Genomic DNA, 16,211 nt, shown 5'->3' on the forward strand with positions numbered 1-16,211 from the left:
GGTTCAAATCCTGTCTTCCCGATATTTCAAAAACATGGGGCCTTAGCTCAGCTGGGAGAGCGCCTGCCTTGCACGCAGGAGGTCAGCGGTTCGATCCCGCTAGGCTCCACTTATTTGAATATCTTTATGGCGGTGTAGCTCAGCTGGCTAGAGCGTACGGTTCATACCCGTGAGGTCGGGGGTTCGATCCCCTCCGCCGCTACCATAAAGGACCTTTAGCTCAGCTGGTTAGAGCAGACGGCTCATAACCGTCCGGTCGTAGGTTCGAGTCCTACAAGGTCCACCACTCAAAATTTATATCTCGGAGGTATACCCAAGTTCGGCTGAAGGGATCGGTCTTGAAAACCGACAGGCGGCGAGAGTCGCGCGGGGGTTCGAATCCCTCTACCTCCTCCATTTTTTCTAAATTAAATATTATATCATCGCGGGGTGGAGCAGTACGGTAGCTCGTCGGGCTCATAACCCGAAGGTCGCAGGTTCAAATCCTGTCCCCGCAACCAAATGGTCCCGTGGTGTAGTGGTTAACATGCCTGCCTGTCACGCAGGAGATCGCCGGTTCGACCCCGGTCGGGACCGCCATTTTTACATAAAGGCTCGGTAGCTCAGTCGGTAGAGCAGAGGACTGAAAATCCTCGTGTCGGCGGTTCGATTCCGTCCCGAGCCACCATTTTGAAAAATGCAAGCCGGCTTAGCTCAATTGGTAGAGCAACTGACTTGTAATCAGTAGGTTGGGGGTTCAAGTCCTCTAGCCGGCACCACTTTCAAAATGAGCCATTAGCTCAGTTGGTAGAGCATCTGACTTTTAATCAGAGGGTCGAAGGTTCGAATCCTTCATGGCTCACCATTTTCAATTTAATGCGGGTGTAGTTTAGTGGTAAAACAAGAGCCTTCCAAGCTCTGGTCGAGAGTTCGATTCTCTTCACCCGCTTATCTATTATGGGCCTATAGCTCAGCTGGTTAGAGCGCACGCCTGATAAGCGTGAGGTCGATGGTTCGAGTCCATTTAGGCCCACCATAATATTCCGCAGTAGCTCAGTGGTAGAGCTATCGGCTGTTAACCGATCGGTCGTAGGTTCGAGTCCTACCTGCGGAGCCATATTATAGAGAAGTACCCAAGTGGCTCAAGGGGCTCCCCTGCTAAGGGAGTAGATCGCGAACGCGGTGCGAGGGTTCGAATCCCTTCTTCTCTGCCAGAACTGGCCCGTTGGTCAAGTGGTTAAGACACCGCCCTTTCACGGCGGTAACACGGGTTCGAATCCCGTACGGGTCATACTAAAAGAGATAGCATAATCTGCTATCTCTTTTTTGTTACGTAAAAGTAGACTTTGAATAGTCTGCTTTTTTTATGGATTTTTGTATACTTTTTTCTATTTCAATCGTCTAACTAATAGAAAGGAGAGCGCGATGGAGTATGAAAAGGTGTCGTAAATTCTTTTTCATTTGCTACTCCATTCCAGTATTCTTTCTGTTTATTCATACGTGACAACATTCCTTCCTCATAAATTCCCTTGATTATATTCCTAACAAGAAGAAAAAACAGTTTTTACATTCATTTTGTAATGAGATAATAAAGTTGTTTAAAAATAATAAAATCATTTAAAAACAAATAAAGGTGTTATAAAGTATAGAAATGGTACTGGGGTATTTGTATTGTATACTTCTATAAATAAAGAATAATTCTAAGTGTGGGGCTGATATTAAGTGTTTAAATATAACGTATGTTTCTTAAAAAGTAAGGATAAAGTCTTGATGTTGAATCGTGAAAAGGCACCGATTATGGGAGTGTGGAACGGTGTTGGTGGTAAAAATGAAGTAGGTGAAACTGCTGATGAGGGTGCAATTCGTGAAGTGTTTGAGGAAACAGGATTCAAGGTAAATCAGTATTATTCAAAAGGTGTCATTACATGGGATACTAGTGATCGTAAAAAAGATGGATTATATGTGTATTTATTTGAAATAGATACAATATTAGATAGTGAATCTATGAAAAAAACAAGAGAAGGTATTCTCGATTGGAAACACATTGATTGGATACTGAATCCCTCTAATTTAGGGATTGCTGAAATGGTAAAGGAATATTTACCTGTTCTATTAGAAAAAGAAGGTGATTATTCATTCGAATATAAAGATGACATATTAATACTTGTAAAATAAAAGTTTTTACATAAAGATTTCATAATTAAACATTTTTATTATCTATTTTTCTTTACATAATCTCCAGATACAGTCCATATCAACTATAGATTCTTGTCTTATGCTAAATGTATTCCCAAACAAGGAGGTAATGAAAAATGTTTAAAACATTATTAGCAGGAACACTTTTAAGTACAGGATTATTAGCGGGTGGTGCAGTAGGTGCAGAAGATGTAAAATCAGATCAAAAAGTAGAAAAAGCAAAATATAGCGAAACAATTGAAAGAACAGAAGGTACAGACTCAAAACCTGTATTTGAAATGGGAGACCCTGAAAAATCGGAATATACAACAACTGTTGAAAGAACAGAAGGTACGGATTCTCAAAAAGGAAAAATTTTACCAATAAAGGAAGGTACAGACTCAAAACCTGAATTTGCAAAAACTGTTGAAAGAACAGAAGGTACAGACTCTCAAGAAGGAAAAAATGTGCCAACAAAAGAAGGAAATTAAATAATATATAGTTATAACGAAGAGCATCCAAAAAGTGGTGCTCTTTTTATATTATAGGGATCAACTAGTTTTACTCAATATAGAACTGTAGCAGGAATTAAGGCTAGAACATGGGGTACTGTCTTTTCAAATCATGGTGTTTGGAGCAATAGTTTTGGTGGTAACGTTACAACATAAACATTTTATTAGAGATTTTTTAAATTTACATACACTCTAGTTAAACTACATATCAACTTCAGATACTTGTTTTATGATACAAGTAATCAAACAAAAGGAAGGCAATACAAAATGATTAAAACAGTATTAACAATGCACTCTTTTAAGTACAGGAGATTATTAAACGTACGATTCGAAGAAGTTTGAGTTATAAAAAGAAAATAGATAAATATAGTGAAAATAGATAAATTGACAAGAGAAAAGTACTTTGTGTATATCACAGGTGCTTTTTATTTTCATTTTGATATAGGGCTTGAATTAAATTTTTACACTAAAATATATACGGCAAAAAGGGGGGAGTTCATTGTACAAAATTATTTATGGAATATTAATTTTAATTTATACTGTGTATTCATTTTTTGTAAGTGATGGAAGTGAAGTAAGGTTTATTATGGTGTTAACTATAGTACTTATCTTTTCTGTGGTTTTAGAAAAAGGAAATGCAAACAAAACAACTGATTAAAGGTCGTTTTGTTTGCATTTTTTTAGTTGGCTATTAAAGTCCAGATGTTTTAGGGATAGCACCAAATCGCCATCAAGCTTAAAGAACGATTTATCCCCAAACAATAAATACGAGCAAAATGCACAAAATTTTCGTTCTGGGAGTGGTATGAGATTTTAACTTGATGGCATGGGGTTTATCCTCTTACAGAGTTAGAAGACAACTCGGACATCTCTGTTACTGTAGTTGCTGACCATCGTACTGCTTTTTCTTCATTCTTGTGCCTAGTATGATGAGGGCGACATAGATTAAGATGGCAATCGAATCTATAAGCGTATCCGTAAGCCCCGATACGTCAAGCAATGCCGTTACACCAAGAATAACCATCAGTCGGACGGTCAGGATCGCCGCAATCAACCATGCGGCAAACCGGATCTTTGATCGCTCGGTTTGGAATGACATGAAAATGAAAGCGATGCCGAAGACCAGATTTTCCGCCGTGATGATGTGCCAGACATACGTGAATACTGTCCGGGTACCCACGGATATCGCCTCAGTGTTGAGCGTCGGTAGCACAGCGGATTGCCCGTTCCATGCGTGCGTGACGGCAAACAGCATCGCAAGGACGCCTGCAATCAGATAATAAAAATTCCTAACCTTGATGTTCACCACAACCTTCCTTGGAAATTCCCGGTTTCTTCTTTCTCTTTTTTGTTTACTTCTTTATTATTTTTAATTTATTTTCTTAAATGGATTTTATTCACCTTAATGCAGAAAGAACACCTTTCATTTTTAAAGTGGTAATTAAACTTGTTTATTTCGATTCACAATCTTTATAAACCATCTTCATTGAGATTGATTCCACACTTGATTTAATCATTTTACACTCTATGTGAAAAAGTTCACAAATAGGTCATAATTTGTGAACTTTTTCACAATAATCCGTGCTACAATATGAATGTAAAGAAGTTAAACAACATTAAATTAGTATTTTAATTAATTACTTAAACAATAATAAAAAATAGATGTGAACAATAGAGAGGGGAAATTACAATGAAAAAAGGTATCAATCGCGTAGTATTAGTAGGAACAGGAGCTGTAGGTTGTAGTTACGCTTACTCAATGATCAACCAAGGTGTAGCTGAAGAATTCGTACTTGTAGATGTTAATGAAGCAAAAGCAGAAGGGGAAGCAATGGACTTAAGCCATGCGGTACCATTCTCTCCAGCACCAACAAAAGTTTGGAGCGGTAGCTATGCAGATTGTAAAGATGCAGACTTAGTAGTTATCACTGCTGGATTACCACAAAAGCCAGGTGAAACTCGTTTAGACTTAGTTGAGAAAAATACAAAGATCTTTAAACAAATCGTTCGCGGTATTATGGATAGCGGATTCGATGGAATCTTCTTAATCGCAACTAACCCAGTTGATATTTTAACTTACGTAACTTGGAAAGAATCTGGTTTACCAAAAGAGCGCGTAATCGGTTCTGGTACAACTTTAGACTCTGCTCGTTTCCGCTACATGTTAGGTGATTACTTAGATGTAGATCCACGTAACGTTCATGCTTACATCGTTGGTGAGCACGGTGACACTGAACTTCCAGTATGGAGCCACGCTACTGTAGGTGTACAAAAGCTAGAAACAATCTTAGCGAACAACGAACAATACAAACAAGAAGATTTAGATAAAATCTTTGAAAATGTACGCGATGCAGCTTACCATATCATCGAACGTAAAGGCGCAACTTATTACGGAATCGGTATGTCACTACTACGCGTAACTAAAGCGATCTTAAGCAACGAGAACAGCGTATTAACTGTATCTGCATACCTTGAAGGTCAATACGGTGAGAAAGATGCTTACGTAGGTGTTCCAGCTGTTATTAACCGCGAAGGTGTACGTGAAATCGTAGAACTTGAATTAAACGAAGAAGAAAAAGCGAAATTCGCTCATTCTGTAAAAGTATTAAAAGAAACAATGGCACCAGTACTATAATAATTGCTAAATGAATCAGAGGCGGGAAACTGCTTCCTACCTCTGATCATATATAAATAAATATAAATTCCTTTTCCGGTTTCCCTTGTATATCCCCAATATACCCCTGTTGCTGGAGAAGGGGCGTTTATAGAAAAAAGCACTCTATTTTCGAATAGAGTGCTTTTATGTGTTATTTTTTCGGTGTTAGTCCTAATTTCGTTGTTAGACGGCTTGTTAAATGACCTGGCACTTCTACATAGAAGTTATAGTCACGTGTATTTACAGGGAGTCTGTTTATGCTGAAGAAGCCATATTTGTCTAATTTACTTTCGTATTTATGGCGATAAGCATCAGTAGCATATACTTTTGCACCAAGTTTCGTATAATCGAATTTTTCATCTAAATATCCACGTTCGTTTACGAATGCTTCAGGCGTAATGTTTCCTTCAACTAATGAATTGTAGTTCTTTATTGAGAACAAGTATATGCTTATGAATTTTTCATTTCAGTGAAATTTGTGACAAAAAATGTTGAGAAACATTATTTTATCACAGATTAATTTGTTGGTATTTTACATGGAAAATAGCGTGAAAAACGGAGAGAAATCAATAAAATAAATATTGAGCAATAAAGAATGGTGAGAAATAGTGAGGGGAAATGAAGCGTTTGCAATGAATATTCGTCAAAATTCGATATTTTATATGGAAATATGAAGAAAATTCAACATTTTTAAGAAAAAAACGTATATTTTTAAAAAAATAACAAGGATATTTCAGTTTTTCGCAGAAATGATAAAGTGTTAAAAATTTCTGTCATCTTAGTGAGGTGAGCATATTGGATGTAATAAAGTGTGAAGAAGTGAAACGAGATGAGTTTCATACAGAAAAGTACTATGACAGTTATAACATCTTTGGGGCACATATTGTGACGGAAGATGGGATGCGAGGTGTACGATTTACAGTATGGGCTCCTCATGCTAAAGCAATGAGTGTTGTTGGAGATTTTAATGAATGGGATTATGAGCAACATAAGATGCTACAAGTGACAGAAGAGGGGATTTGGTCCTTGTTTGTACCGCATATTGAAGAGAAGGAAATATACAAGTATGCGATTGAAACGATGGACGGTGACGTTATTTTAAAAGCGGATCCTTATGCAGTATATGCAGAAGTAAGACCAAATACGGCATCTGTAGTTTTTGATATAGAGGGATATGAATGGAATGATAAAAACTGGGTCCGTAAGAGAAAGAAAAAGTCGATTTATAAAGAAGTGATGACAGTTTACGAATTACATTTCGGTTCTTGGAAAAAGAAAGAAGATGGAGATCTGTATTCTTACCGAGAAATGGCCGAGGAACTCATTCCGTATGTGGTGGAACATCAATTTACACATATTGAAATTATGCCGCTTGTTGAGCATCCATATGATCGTTCTTGGGGATATCAAGGAACGGGATATTATGCAGCAACAAGTAGATTCGGCACGCCACATGATTTGATGTATTTTGTCGACGAATGTCATAAATATGGAATCGGTGTCATTTTAGATTGGGTGCCGGGGCATTTTTGTAAAGATGCTCACGGTTTATATTTATTTGATGGGACACCGACTTATGAATATAAAGATATAGATGTACAAGAAAACCGGGTATGGGGAACTGTTAATTTTGATTTAGGAAAGAGGGAAGTACGGAATTTCTTAATTTCAAATGCGTTATTTTGGATGAAGTATTTCCATATTGATGGTTTCAGGGTAGATGCAGTTGCGAATATGCTGTACTGGAATAAAGAAGGAAAAGAGCAAAGCAATGAACACGCTGTTTCTTTCTTACGAGAGTTAAATGAAGCTGTGTTTGCAGAAGATGAAGACTTTCTTATGACAGCAGAAGATTCAACAGCTTGGCCACTTGTAACAGCTCCAACATACGAGGGTGGACTTGGATTCAATTACAAATGGAATATGGGCTGGATGAATGACGTGCTGAAATATATGGAATGTGCACCCGAGTACCGGAAATACATTCATGAGAAAATGACATTCTCTTTACTATATGCTTACTCTGAAAACTTCATATTACCGCTTTCTCATGATGAAGTCGTTCATGGGAAAAAGTCGTTATTAAATAAAATGCCGGGAGATTACTGGGATAAGTTCGCCCAACTTCGTTTATTATATGGATATTTCTTTACTCATCCAGGTAAGAAATTACTCTTTATGGGTGGAGAATTCGGGCAATTTGATGAGTGGAAAGACCTTGAAGAGTTAGATTGGAATTTACATGATTTTGAAATGCATCGTTATATGCATGATTACTTTAAAGAGCTCATAGCATTGTATAAGCGCTCAAAACCACTTTGGCAGCTTGATCATTCACCTGAAGGATTTCAGTGGATTGATGCTAATAATAATGAGCAAAGTATTTTCTCGTTTATCCGCCAAGGGGATAAGCAAGAAGATGCGTTAGTTGTCGTATGTAATTTTACGAAAGCTACATATGAAAACTATAAAGTAGGTGTACCAGATTTCGAGTATTATAACGAAGTTTTAAACAGTGACGCTGCACAATATGGCGGTTCGGGGCAAGTCAATAAGAAACGTCTCAAGACGATTCTAGAGCCGTATCATAATCAAGTAGCACATGTAGAAATTACAATTCCACCATTTGGCGTATCCATATTACGACCAGTGAAGACGAGAAAGGGGAGCAAAAAACAAGATGGCTCAAAAACAAAAGTGCGTAGCAATGTTACTAGCAGGGGGAAAAGGTAGTCGTTTAAGTGCATTAACAAAAAATTTAGCCAAGCCAGCTGTTCCATTTGGTGGTAAATATCGCATTATTGATTTTACGTTAAGTAACTGTGCGAACTCCGGTATTGAAACGGTTGGGATTTTAACACAATATCAACCGCTAGAACTTCATAATTATATTGGAATCGGAAACGCTTGGGATTTAGACCGTGTAAATGGTGGGGTCACAGTTTTACCTCCTTATGCGGAGTCTTCAGGTGTGAAGTGGTATACAGGTACCGCAAGTGCCATTTATCAAAACTTAAACTATTTAAGCCAGTATGAACCAGAATATGTCCTTATTTTATCAGGTGACCATATTTATAAAATGGATTACAGCAAAATGTTAGATTACCATATTGAGAAAGAAGCGGACGTTTCGATTTCTGTTATTGAAGTGCCTTGGGATGAAGCAAGTCGTTTCGGTATTATGAATACAAATGAAGAGATGGAAATTGTTGAATTTGAGGAGAAACCGCAATTTCCAAGAAGTAATCTTGCATCAATGGGAATTTATATTTTTAACTGGGCTATTTTAAAAGAATATTTAGAGATGGATGCAAGAAATCCTGAATCTAGTAATGATTTCGGAAAAGATGTACTTCCGCTTTTATTAGATGAAGGGAAGAAGTTGATGGCGTATCCGTTTGAAGGATATTGGAAAGATGTTGGAACGGTAAAAAGCTTATGGGAAGCGAATATGGATTTACTTCGCGATGAAACATCGTTGAACTTGAATGATCGCAATTGGCGTATTTATTCTGTCAATCCAAATGAGCCACCTCAATATATTGCAGAACAGGCAAAAGTAGAAGAATCGCTTATTAATGAAGGGTGTGTCATTGAAGGGGACGTGAAGCATTCTGTATTATTCCAAGGAGTAACGGTAGAAGAAGGTAGTATGGTAATTGATTCTGTCGTTATGCCGGGGGCAAAGATTGGTAAAAATGTTGTGATCGAAAGAGCGATCGTTGGATCGGAAATGGTTATTGAAGATGGAACAATAATTCGTCCAGAAAAAAATGTTGACGATGTAGTACTAATTGCTGAAGGGAAATAGAAAAGGGGGATGAAATGAATGGGAGAAAAAATGTTAGGAATTATTAATGCAACGGGAAGTTTTCCTTCCTTAAAGAAAGTAACAGGGCATCGTTCACTAGCGGCGTTACCGTTTGGGGGCCGTTATCGACTCATTGATTTCATGCTTTCAAATATGGTGAATTCTAATATTCATAGTGTGGCAGTTTTTACAAGTCATAAAAACCGTTCGCTAATGGACCATGTCGGTTCAGGAAAACAGTGGGATTTAGATAGAAAAAGAGACGGACTGTTTTTATTCCCGCCAAATTGCCAATGTGACCAAGATGAGTTTGGGTCTTTTGCGCATTTTAGAAGACATATTGATTATTTTCTAAGAAGCAGAGAAGAGTACGTTGTTATTACGAATAGCCATCTCGTAACAGCATTAAATTTTCAAGCGGTGTTAGAGCGACATATACATACGGCAGCTGATATTACAGAAGTTTGCCATGAAGGGGTTTCGCTTCAAACATACGTGTTAAAGAAACAATTGTTGTTAGATTTATTTGAGACATATAAAGATGTGGAGCAATATAGTTTATTCGATGTAGTGAGAGAAAAGCGGGGAAAATCACTGCATATTGCTACGTATGAGCATACAGGATATGTAGCTATTATTGACTCGATTGAAAGTTACTATAAACATAGCTTAGAAATTTTGCAACCTGTTATTTGGAAGCAATTATTTAAGAAAGAAGCACCGATCTTTACGAAAGTAAAAGATGAGCCGCCAACTCGTTACTTAAAGGGTGCAGTCGTGAAAAATACAATGATTGCAAACGGCAGTATTATTGAAGGGGAAGTAGAAAATAGTGTGGTTTCCCGTTCTGTTAAAATTGGAAAAGGTTCAATTGTTCGTAATAGCATTATTATGCAAAAGAGCCAAATTGGAGATAATTGTATAATAGACGGTGTTATTATTGATAAAGACGTGAAAATTGGTGACGGTGTCGTACTAAAAGGAAATGCTGATGAGCCGTATGTTGTAGAAAAAGGAAGCGTTCAAAACAGTACGATTAATAGTTATTCTTGAAGAATCAGTGGGGGCTTATCCTCCACTGATTAAAGTTTTAATTTAAATGAAAACTCGAAGGGAGGAAGCTGCAAGAGAAGTTGTATAAGCTTTTCGTGCAGTGGGACAACAAGTGAATATTTTATTTGCAGTATCAGAATGTGTACCGTTTGTGAAATCGGGAGGATTAGCTGATGTAGCGGGTGCGCTCCCAAAAGAGCTGAAAAAATTAGGTGTGGATGTTCGCATTATACTTCCAAATTATAGTCTTATTCCGCAAAAATTAAGAGATGGATGTACGCTTCATAAAGTAATTAACATTCCTCTTGGGTGGAGAAATCAATACTGCGGAATTTTAAAAGGCGAACAAGACGGGATTACGTATTACTTAATAGATAATGAATATTATTTTAAGAGAGATTCCCTGTACGGTCATTATGATGATGGGGAGCGTTTTTCTTATTTCTCAAAAGCAGTTTTAGAGTGTATTCCGCATCTTGATTTTGAAGTGGACGTTCTTCATAGCCATGATTGGCATACGGCTATGGTTAATTTCTTACTTCGTGAAAAGTATCAAGATAACCCGTTATATGAGCGTATTAAAACGGTATATACGATTCATAACTTGCAGTTCCAAGGAGTATTTCCTCCTGAAGTGATGTATGACTTGTTAGAGCTTGGCCATGAATATTTTCATAGTGAACAGCTGGAGTTTTATGGAAATGTGAACTTTATGAAAGGCGGTATTATCGCATCTGACAAAATTACAGCGGTTAGCCCGACATATAAAGAAGAAATTCAATATGAGTTTTTCGGTGAGAAGTTAGATGGATTACTTCGAAAATATAATGATAAGCTTAGCGGCATTGTAAATGGAATTGATACGAGCGTATATAATCCAGAAACGGATTCGTATATTACAGCTCAGTATAGTGCGGATTCATTATACGAGAAGAATGAAAATAAACGCGCATTGCAGCGTTATTTTGGTTTACCAGAAAAAGAAGATACACCAATTATTTCAATGGTAACAAGGTTAACGAAGCAAAAAGGTCTGGATTTAGTACGTACTGTATTCCGTGAAATAATGGAAGAAGATGTACAATGTATTATTTTAGGATCGGGTGATTCAGAATACGAGCAGTTCTTTGAATGGATGGCATATGAGTATCCTGAGAAGGTGAAGGTGTATATTGGATTTAATGAGGAGCTTGCGCATCAAGTGTATGCGGGAAGTGATTTGTTTTTAATGCCATCGCTTTTTGAACCGTGTGGACTTGGACAACTTATTGCACTAGCATATGGCACAATTCCAATTGTAAGAGAAACAGGCGGACTAAATGATACTGTACATTCTTACGATGAAGAAACTGGAGCTGGGAATGGCTTCAGCTTTACGAATTTTAATGCACATGACATGTTACATACGATTCTTCGTGCAATTGAGTTTTATCAAGATAAACCGGTATGGGAGCAACTTGTAAAGCAAGCGATGACTGAGGACTATAGCTGGAGAAAATCAGCTCTTGCATATAAGGAATTGTATAAGAGTCTCATGGAATAACATTTAGGTGGTGAAAAAATGTTTACTCATGTTGAATGTTTTAAATCAGCTTTTCTAGAAAAACTAGAGACGATGTATGGGAAAAGTTTCAAAGATTCTACAACTCGTGATCAGTATAATACGCTTGGTCATATGGTTCGTGAGTATATGAATAGCCAATGGATTGCAACGAATGAAAGTTATCGGTCTGGAGATCAAAAGCAAATGTATTACTTATCCATTGAGTTTTTACTTGGGCGTTTGCTTGGAAGTAACATGTTAAATTTAGGAATTCGAGATGTGTGTGAAAAGGGACTTTCTGAACTTGGAATTTCTTTGCAAGAGTTAGAAGAGATTGAAGCAGATGCTGGCCTTGGTAATGGTGGACTTGGACGTTTAGCAGCCTGTTTCCTCGACTCGCTCGCTTCTTTAAACTTGCCAGGACATGGCTGTGGTATTCGTTATAAACATGGCTTGTTTGATCAAAAAATTGTTGATGGCTACCAAGTGGAATTTCCAGAACAGTGGCTTCTTCATGAAAACGTTTGGGAAGTAAGAAGGTATGATCAAGCTGTAGAAGTAAGTTATTTTGGAAACGTTGAACCACTAGAAATTGATGGACGTTTAGAGTTCCGGCATACAAACGCAGAAGTTATTATGGCAGTACCATACGACGTTCCAGTTGTAGGCTATGAAACGAGTACTGTAAATACGCTTAGACTTTGGAATGCAGAGCCAGTTCCTTTCCCGCAAAATTGTAAAGATATTTTGAAATATAAGCGTGAAACAGAGGCAGTATCGGAGTTTTTATATCCAGATGATACGCATGATGAGGGGAAAATACTTCGTTTGAAACAACAGTATTTCCTCGTATCAGCAAGTTTGCAAAACATCGTTCGTATGCATAGGGAGCGACATGGTAGTCTTCGTCAGTTACATGAAAAAATTGCGATTCATATTAACGATACACATCCAGTTCTAGCTATTCCGGAACTTATGCGTATTTTATTAGATGAGGAAAAACTAGCATGGGAAGAAGCTTGGAACATCACAACGCAGACGATTTCCTATACGAATCATACGACGTTATCAGAAGCGCTTGAGAAATGGCCAATTCACATTTTTAAACCGTTATTACCGAGAATTTATATGATTATTGAAGAGATTAATGAACGTTTCTGTCGTGAGCTTTGGGAACGTTATTCATACGATTGGAATCGCATTGAGAACATGGCAATTATTGCGCATGACCTTGTGAAAATGGCTCATTTGGCAATTGTCGGAAGTCATAGTGTAAATGGTGTAGCGAAAATTCATACGGAAATTTTAAAGCAGCGTGAAATGCGATTGTTTTATGAATTTTATCCAGATAAGTTTAATAATAAAACGAATGGAATTGCTCATAGGCGCTGGCTAATGAAGGCGAATCCGCAGCTGACGAATCTTATTTCGGAGGCGATTGGAGAAGAGTGGAAGAAGCAGCCAATTAAACTGCAAGCGTTACAAGCTTTTCATCAAGATGCTAGTTTTCAAGAAAAGCTTGCAGGGGTAAAACAAGAGCGTAAGGTCATTTTAGCGGAGCGCATTCAAAATAAAATGGGGATTCATATTGATCCAAATTCTATTTTTGATGTGCAAGTGAAAAGGTTACATGCCTATAAACGACAATTATTAAATGTTCTTCATATTTTATACTTGTATAACCGTTTAAAAGAGGATACTAGTTTTTCATTTTACCCGCGCACTTTTATTTTTGGAGCGAAAGCATCACCTGGCTATTATTATGCGAAGAAAATTATTAAATTAATAAATGAACTTGCAAGAAAAGTAAATAATGATCCATACGTAAGTCAATATATGAAAGTTATCTTTCTAGAAAACTACCGAGTTTCTTTAGCGGAAGATATATTCCCGGCAGCGGATGTGAGCGAACAAATCTCAACTGCAAGTAAGGAAGCATCAGGAACAGGGAATATGAAATTCATGATGAATGGTGCAATTACACTCGGAACGTTAGACGGGGCTAATATTGAAATAAAAGACCGGGTCGGTGATGAAGCCTGTTTCATTTTCGGCTTAACAGCGGAAGAGGTGCTTCATTACTATCAAAATGGTGGATATCGTGCAGGTGACTATTATCACCACAATATGCACATTAAAAAAGTAGTAGATCAGTTAACGAATGGTTTCTTTGCACATGCTGGGGCTGAATTTGAAGCAATTTACGATTCCCTCGTTATTCAAAATGATGAATACTTCGTTCTTCGAGATTTTAGTCCATATGCTGAAAGACAAGAAGCTGTCGGTAGAGCCTATGAAAATAGGACGAAATGGTTAGAAATGTCGATTTTAAATATTGCACAATCTGGGCATTTTGCAAGTGATCGAACAATTTTGCAGTACAGCAATGAAATTTGGGGTATTGGTAATACGGTAAAGCTATTTTAAATAGATTGCCATATTTGGAACGGTACGATAATGCATGAAATTATATCGGTGATTCTTCGAATATATCGACCGCAACTCCAAATATATCAGCGATTTTTAAGCTATATCGATTTACCGACAAAAGTTTACAATGGAAGCAAGTTATGAATCAGAAGAGGGTGTTCCAAAACGGGGACATCCTCATTCATTATGTTAAAACGTGGTGAATGGGATATATGTATGAGCAATCTAATTTGGAAAGTGAAAGATTAATATTAACGCAGGTACAACATTCGCATGTAGATGATTTGTTTGAAGTGTATTCGGATTCCGAAGCGGCTATATATGTACCTCGGGAAGTGCATAAAACGAAAGAGGAGACTCATAGTTTATTAGAAAATATGCTTGTAACGATAAGAGAAGGTAAGGCTCTTATATGGTCTATTATGCTGAATGATAAACAAAAGGTAATTGGAACGTGTGGAATATGGCTCATGCCACATAATAGTGCATCGATTGGAGCTGTAATTAGCCCAGTATATTGGGGAAAAGGATTTATTGTGGAAGCTTTAGAGAAACTTATTGAAGTTGGCTTTCAGGAGCTAAGTTTGAACCGCATTGAAGGAAGATGTGATGTGAAAAATGTAGCTTCTGAACGCGTGATGCAAAAATTAAAAATGTCATATGAAGGTACATTGAGGCAGAGTGTAAAAATTAATAATACGTATAGTGATTCTAAAATATATTCACTTTTAAAACAGGAATACGATTACTTAGAAAAGTAAAACGAGCTTAATGAGATTAAGCTCGTTTTACTTTTTTTGCTTAAGAAAGAAATGAGATAGCGGTATAAATTATACCTGTTCCGCCATATTCCTCTGTCGCAAAGTATGAAAATGTAAAGAAACCTGTAAACGAAAAAATTATCATGAGAAAAAGTGCAAAGAAAAATTTTAGCATGTAAGGTCCCCTCATCCGAAAGTAAATTCATATATTATTATAGTCTACAAATGTTTATTTTCCAATTGTTTACTGTTTAAAAATGAGAAGTCAGACATGTTTTGTATGTTGTAATGGAATGATTATTCGCAATAGATTTTGTGTTCTTCGTAAATGTCATGTTGTGATGAACGTGTGCATATTCCCAATCTTGTTCATTAAAATGGACATGTCGCGGAGGGAGAAGAGGAACGACATCGAATAAATTGACAAAGCGAAAGCTACTAGCTACTTGCAATTTATAATAATTTCGAAAGGCAATATCTCCAACTTTTGGAGAGGCAAATGTATAAAGACCGTATTGTGCGAAGGCAGTATTTATACGTGCATCTAGTATGTGTAATGTAGCGAGTGCTCCCCCTAAGCTATGGCCTGTTGCAAGAAGTTTCTTATGGGCTGGTAACGATACGAGCATATCCATAATGGAATCCCGGCAAGATTCATAAATTGAAAGAAAGCCATTATGGACATTTCCGCTATTTAAAGCATAGGGGTATGGCCTTTGGTTGACGAGTGAATCGATAATCCAATCTGTATCTGTTTGTGTGCCCCTAAAGGCTACAATAATCGTATCCTCAGATTCTAATATGAACCCAAACCAATCCGTCGTTTGAATCGCTTTTCCTTGAAAGCCTTGTACATATTGGAATCCATCAGGTATTTCAAAAATCCCGTTGTGTTTATATTGTTCATATGTTAGACCGCAGCAGGATGCTAACAATATGGCAGTATCTTTATCAAAGGATAAAGGAGTACGCATCAAGCAAGCCCTCCTTAAGAAAAGGTATAGTTCAATATATGAGTGAGGGACTTGATTCATTCTTTTGGAAAACCGGTTGATGATCCAGAAGTCCAAAACCTTGTCGATCAGCATATGAAGGCAACTCTTAAGTATGTCGGAGAAGGGACGATGTATTCTTTAAGTAAAAAAATAGAGGATGTAGAAGAACAATATAATAAGATGATGCCCTCTCCTTATACAGAGGAAGAAGAGGTATGGCTTAATGAAGTGATGGAATATTATATGATTCAAAATGGTTTGTATAGTCCACCTAAGTAAAAAGCGCCCTATAAGGG

The 16,211-nt window shown here is 37.3% G+C and carries 12 protein-coding genes, 14 tRNA genes and 2 pseudogenes; 25 read left to right on the forward strand and 3 right to left on the reverse strand.

All coding sequences use genetic code 11. The annotated features are described in order from the left end of the window. The first annotated feature begins 36 nt into the window (after positions 1–36). The 17 genes from VK90_RS18435 (at position 37) to VK90_RS30290 (ending at position 3,324) form a co-directional block, all read left to right on the forward strand. Positions 37–109 (forward strand) — tRNA-Ala (locus VK90_RS18435). Positions 110–128: 19 nt separating this feature from the next. Then, a tRNA-Met gene (locus tag VK90_RS18440) sits at positions 129–205 on the forward strand. A gap of 4 nt (positions 206–209) precedes the next feature. Next, positions 210–286, forward strand: a tRNA-Ile gene (locus tag VK90_RS18445). A gap of 17 nt (positions 287–303) precedes the next feature. After that, positions 304–396: transfer RNA gene (locus VK90_RS18450), tRNA-Ser, on the forward strand. A 27-nt stretch (positions 397–423) separates the two neighbouring features. Beyond that, positions 424–500 (forward strand) — tRNA-Met (locus VK90_RS18455). A 3-nt stretch (positions 501–503) separates the two neighbouring features. Further along, positions 504–579, forward strand: a tRNA-Asp gene (locus tag VK90_RS18460). Between the two features lie 12 nt (positions 580–591). Next, positions 592–667: transfer RNA gene (locus VK90_RS18465), tRNA-Phe, on the forward strand. Positions 668–682: 15 nt separating this feature from the next. Continuing rightward, a tRNA-Thr gene (locus VK90_RS18470) sits at positions 683–758 on the forward strand. A 10-nt stretch (positions 759–768) separates the two neighbouring features. Continuing rightward, positions 769–844 (forward strand) — tRNA-Lys (locus VK90_RS18475). Positions 845–857: 13 nt separating this feature from the next. Beyond that, positions 858–928 (forward strand) — tRNA-Gly (locus VK90_RS18480). Between the two features lie 10 nt (positions 929–938). Beyond that, positions 939–1,015 (forward strand) — tRNA-Ile (locus VK90_RS18485). 6 nt (positions 1,016–1,021) lie between these two features. Then, positions 1,022–1,096 (forward strand) — tRNA-Asn (locus VK90_RS18490). A gap of 6 nt (positions 1,097–1,102) precedes the next feature. Further along, positions 1,103–1,193, forward strand: a tRNA-Ser gene (locus VK90_RS18495). Between the two features lie 5 nt (positions 1,194–1,198). Next, positions 1,199–1,270 (forward strand) — tRNA-Glu (locus VK90_RS18500). A gap of 431 nt (positions 1,271–1,701) precedes the next feature. Next, positions 1,702–2,154: an NUDIX hydrolase gene (locus VK90_RS18505; RefSeq protein WP_082147968.1), complete on the forward strand. Its 453-nt coding sequence runs from the start codon at positions 1,702–1,704 to the stop codon at positions 2,152–2,154. A gap of 137 nt (positions 2,155–2,291) precedes the next feature. Further along, the gene (locus VK90_RS18510) at positions 2,292–2,645 is read left to right on the forward strand and encodes a hypothetical protein (protein WP_048374359.1); all 354 of its coding nucleotides are present in this window, start codon (positions 2,292–2,294) and stop codon (positions 2,643–2,645) included. A 520-nt stretch (positions 2,646–3,165) separates the two neighbouring features. Then, a complete protein-coding gene (locus VK90_RS30290) occupies positions 3,166–3,324 on the forward strand; it encodes a hypothetical protein (RefSeq protein ID WP_197088217.1) in 159 nt (52 codons plus the stop codon). 216 nt (positions 3,325–3,540) lie between these two features. Here the strand turns inward: VK90_RS30290 and VK90_RS18515 are convergent, their stop codons facing one another. Continuing rightward, positions 3,541–3,975, reverse strand: coding sequence for a hypothetical protein (locus VK90_RS18515; protein ID WP_082147969.1), 435 nt, complete (start codon positions 3,973–3,975; stop codon positions 3,541–3,543). 381 nt (positions 3,976–4,356) lie between these two features. Here VK90_RS18515 and VK90_RS18520 point away from each other — a divergent pair, with 381 nt between their 5' ends. Continuing rightward, positions 4,357–5,301: an L-lactate dehydrogenase gene (locus tag VK90_RS18520; protein ID WP_002173979.1), complete on the forward strand. Its 945-nt coding sequence runs from the start codon at positions 4,357–4,359 to the stop codon at positions 5,299–5,301. A gap of 190 nt (positions 5,302–5,491) precedes the next feature. On the opposite strand, the pseudogene VK90_RS18525 reads toward VK90_RS18520, so the two are convergent. Continuing rightward, positions 5,492–5,761: pseudogene (locus VK90_RS18525) on the reverse strand (dockerin type I domain-containing protein); the annotation flags it as partial. Between the two features lie 356 nt (positions 5,762–6,117). Between VK90_RS18525 and glgB the strand changes: the two are divergent. The 6 genes from glgB (at position 6,118) to VK90_RS18555 (ending at position 14,920) form a co-directional block, all read left to right on the forward strand. Then, entirely contained in the window at positions 6,118–8,055 is a 1,938-nt protein-coding gene (gene glgB / locus VK90_RS18530) for a 1,4-alpha-glucan branching protein GlgB (protein ID WP_048374361.1), read from the forward strand. Next, on the forward strand, positions 8,003–9,133 hold the full coding sequence (glgC, locus tag VK90_RS18535; protein ID WP_002173977.1) for a glucose-1-phosphate adenylyltransferase: 1,131 nt from the start codon (positions 8,003–8,005) through the stop codon (positions 9,131–9,133). Before glgB ends, glgC begins: the two co-directional genes overlap by 53 nt. Before the next feature lie 18 nt (positions 9,134–9,151). Then, the gene (gene glgD / locus VK90_RS18540; protein ID WP_025148820.1) at positions 9,152–10,186 is read left to right on the forward strand and encodes a glucose-1-phosphate adenylyltransferase subunit GlgD; all 1,035 of its coding nucleotides are present in this window, start codon (positions 9,152–9,154) and stop codon (positions 10,184–10,186) included. Positions 10,187–10,298: 112 nt separating this feature from the next. Continuing rightward, positions 10,299–11,729, forward strand: a complete 1,431-nt coding sequence (glgA, locus tag VK90_RS18545) for a glycogen synthase GlgA (RefSeq protein ID WP_048374451.1) — start codon at positions 10,299–10,301, stop codon at positions 11,727–11,729. Between the two features lie 18 nt (positions 11,730–11,747). Further along, a complete protein-coding gene (gene glgP, locus VK90_RS18550) occupies positions 11,748–14,156 on the forward strand; it encodes a glycogen phosphorylase (protein WP_048374362.1) in 2,409 nt (802 codons plus the stop codon). Between the two features lie 206 nt (positions 14,157–14,362). Next, positions 14,363–14,920, forward strand: a complete 558-nt coding sequence (locus VK90_RS18555; RefSeq protein ID WP_048374363.1) for a GNAT family N-acetyltransferase — start codon at positions 14,363–14,365, stop codon at positions 14,918–14,920. Between the two features lie 251 nt (positions 14,921–15,171). Here the strand turns inward: VK90_RS18555 and VK90_RS18560 are convergent, their stop codons facing one another. Continuing rightward, on the reverse strand, positions 15,172–15,894 hold the full coding sequence (locus VK90_RS18560) for a lipase family protein (RefSeq protein ID WP_048374364.1): 723 nt from the start codon (positions 15,892–15,894) through the stop codon (positions 15,172–15,174). A gap of 81 nt (positions 15,895–15,975) precedes the next feature. Between VK90_RS18560 and VK90_RS18565 the strand changes: the two are divergent. Next, positions 15,976–16,194: pseudogene (locus tag VK90_RS18565) on the forward strand (hypothetical protein); the annotation flags it as partial. Positions 16,195–16,211 lie beyond the last annotated feature (17 nt).

The sequence above is a fragment of the Bacillus sp. LK2 genome (genome assembly GCF_001043575.1).
Lineage (GTDB): Bacteria > Bacillota > Bacilli > Bacillales > Bacillaceae_G > Bacillus_A > Bacillus_A paramycoides.

Bases quoted from the DNA above. Each gene is read 5' to 3' on its own strand.
- VK90_RS18520 (WP_002173979.1), top strand. From the start codon at position 4,357: ATGAAAAAAGGTATCAATCGCGTAGTATTAGTAGGAACAGGAGCTGTA.
- VK90_RS18555 (WP_048374363.1), top strand. From the start codon at position 14,363: ATGGGATATATGTATGAGCAATCTAATTTGGAAAGTGAAAGATTAATA.
- glgP (WP_048374362.1), top strand. From the start codon at position 11,748: ATGTTTACTCATGTTGAATGTTTTAAATCAGCTTTTCTAGAAAAACTA.
- VK90_RS18560 (WP_048374364.1), bottom strand. From the start codon at position 15,894: ATGCGTACTCCTTTATCCTTTGATAAAGATACTGCCATATTGTTAGCA.
- glgD (WP_025148820.1), top strand. From the start codon at position 9,152: ATGGGAGAAAAAATGTTAGGAATTATTAATGCAACGGGAAGTTTTCCT.
- VK90_RS18510 (WP_048374359.1), top strand. From the start codon at position 2,292: ATGTTTAAAACATTATTAGCAGGAACACTTTTAAGTACAGGATTATTA.
- glgC (WP_002173977.1), top strand. From the start codon at position 8,003: ATGGCTCAAAAACAAAAGTGCGTAGCAATGTTACTAGCAGGGGGAAAA.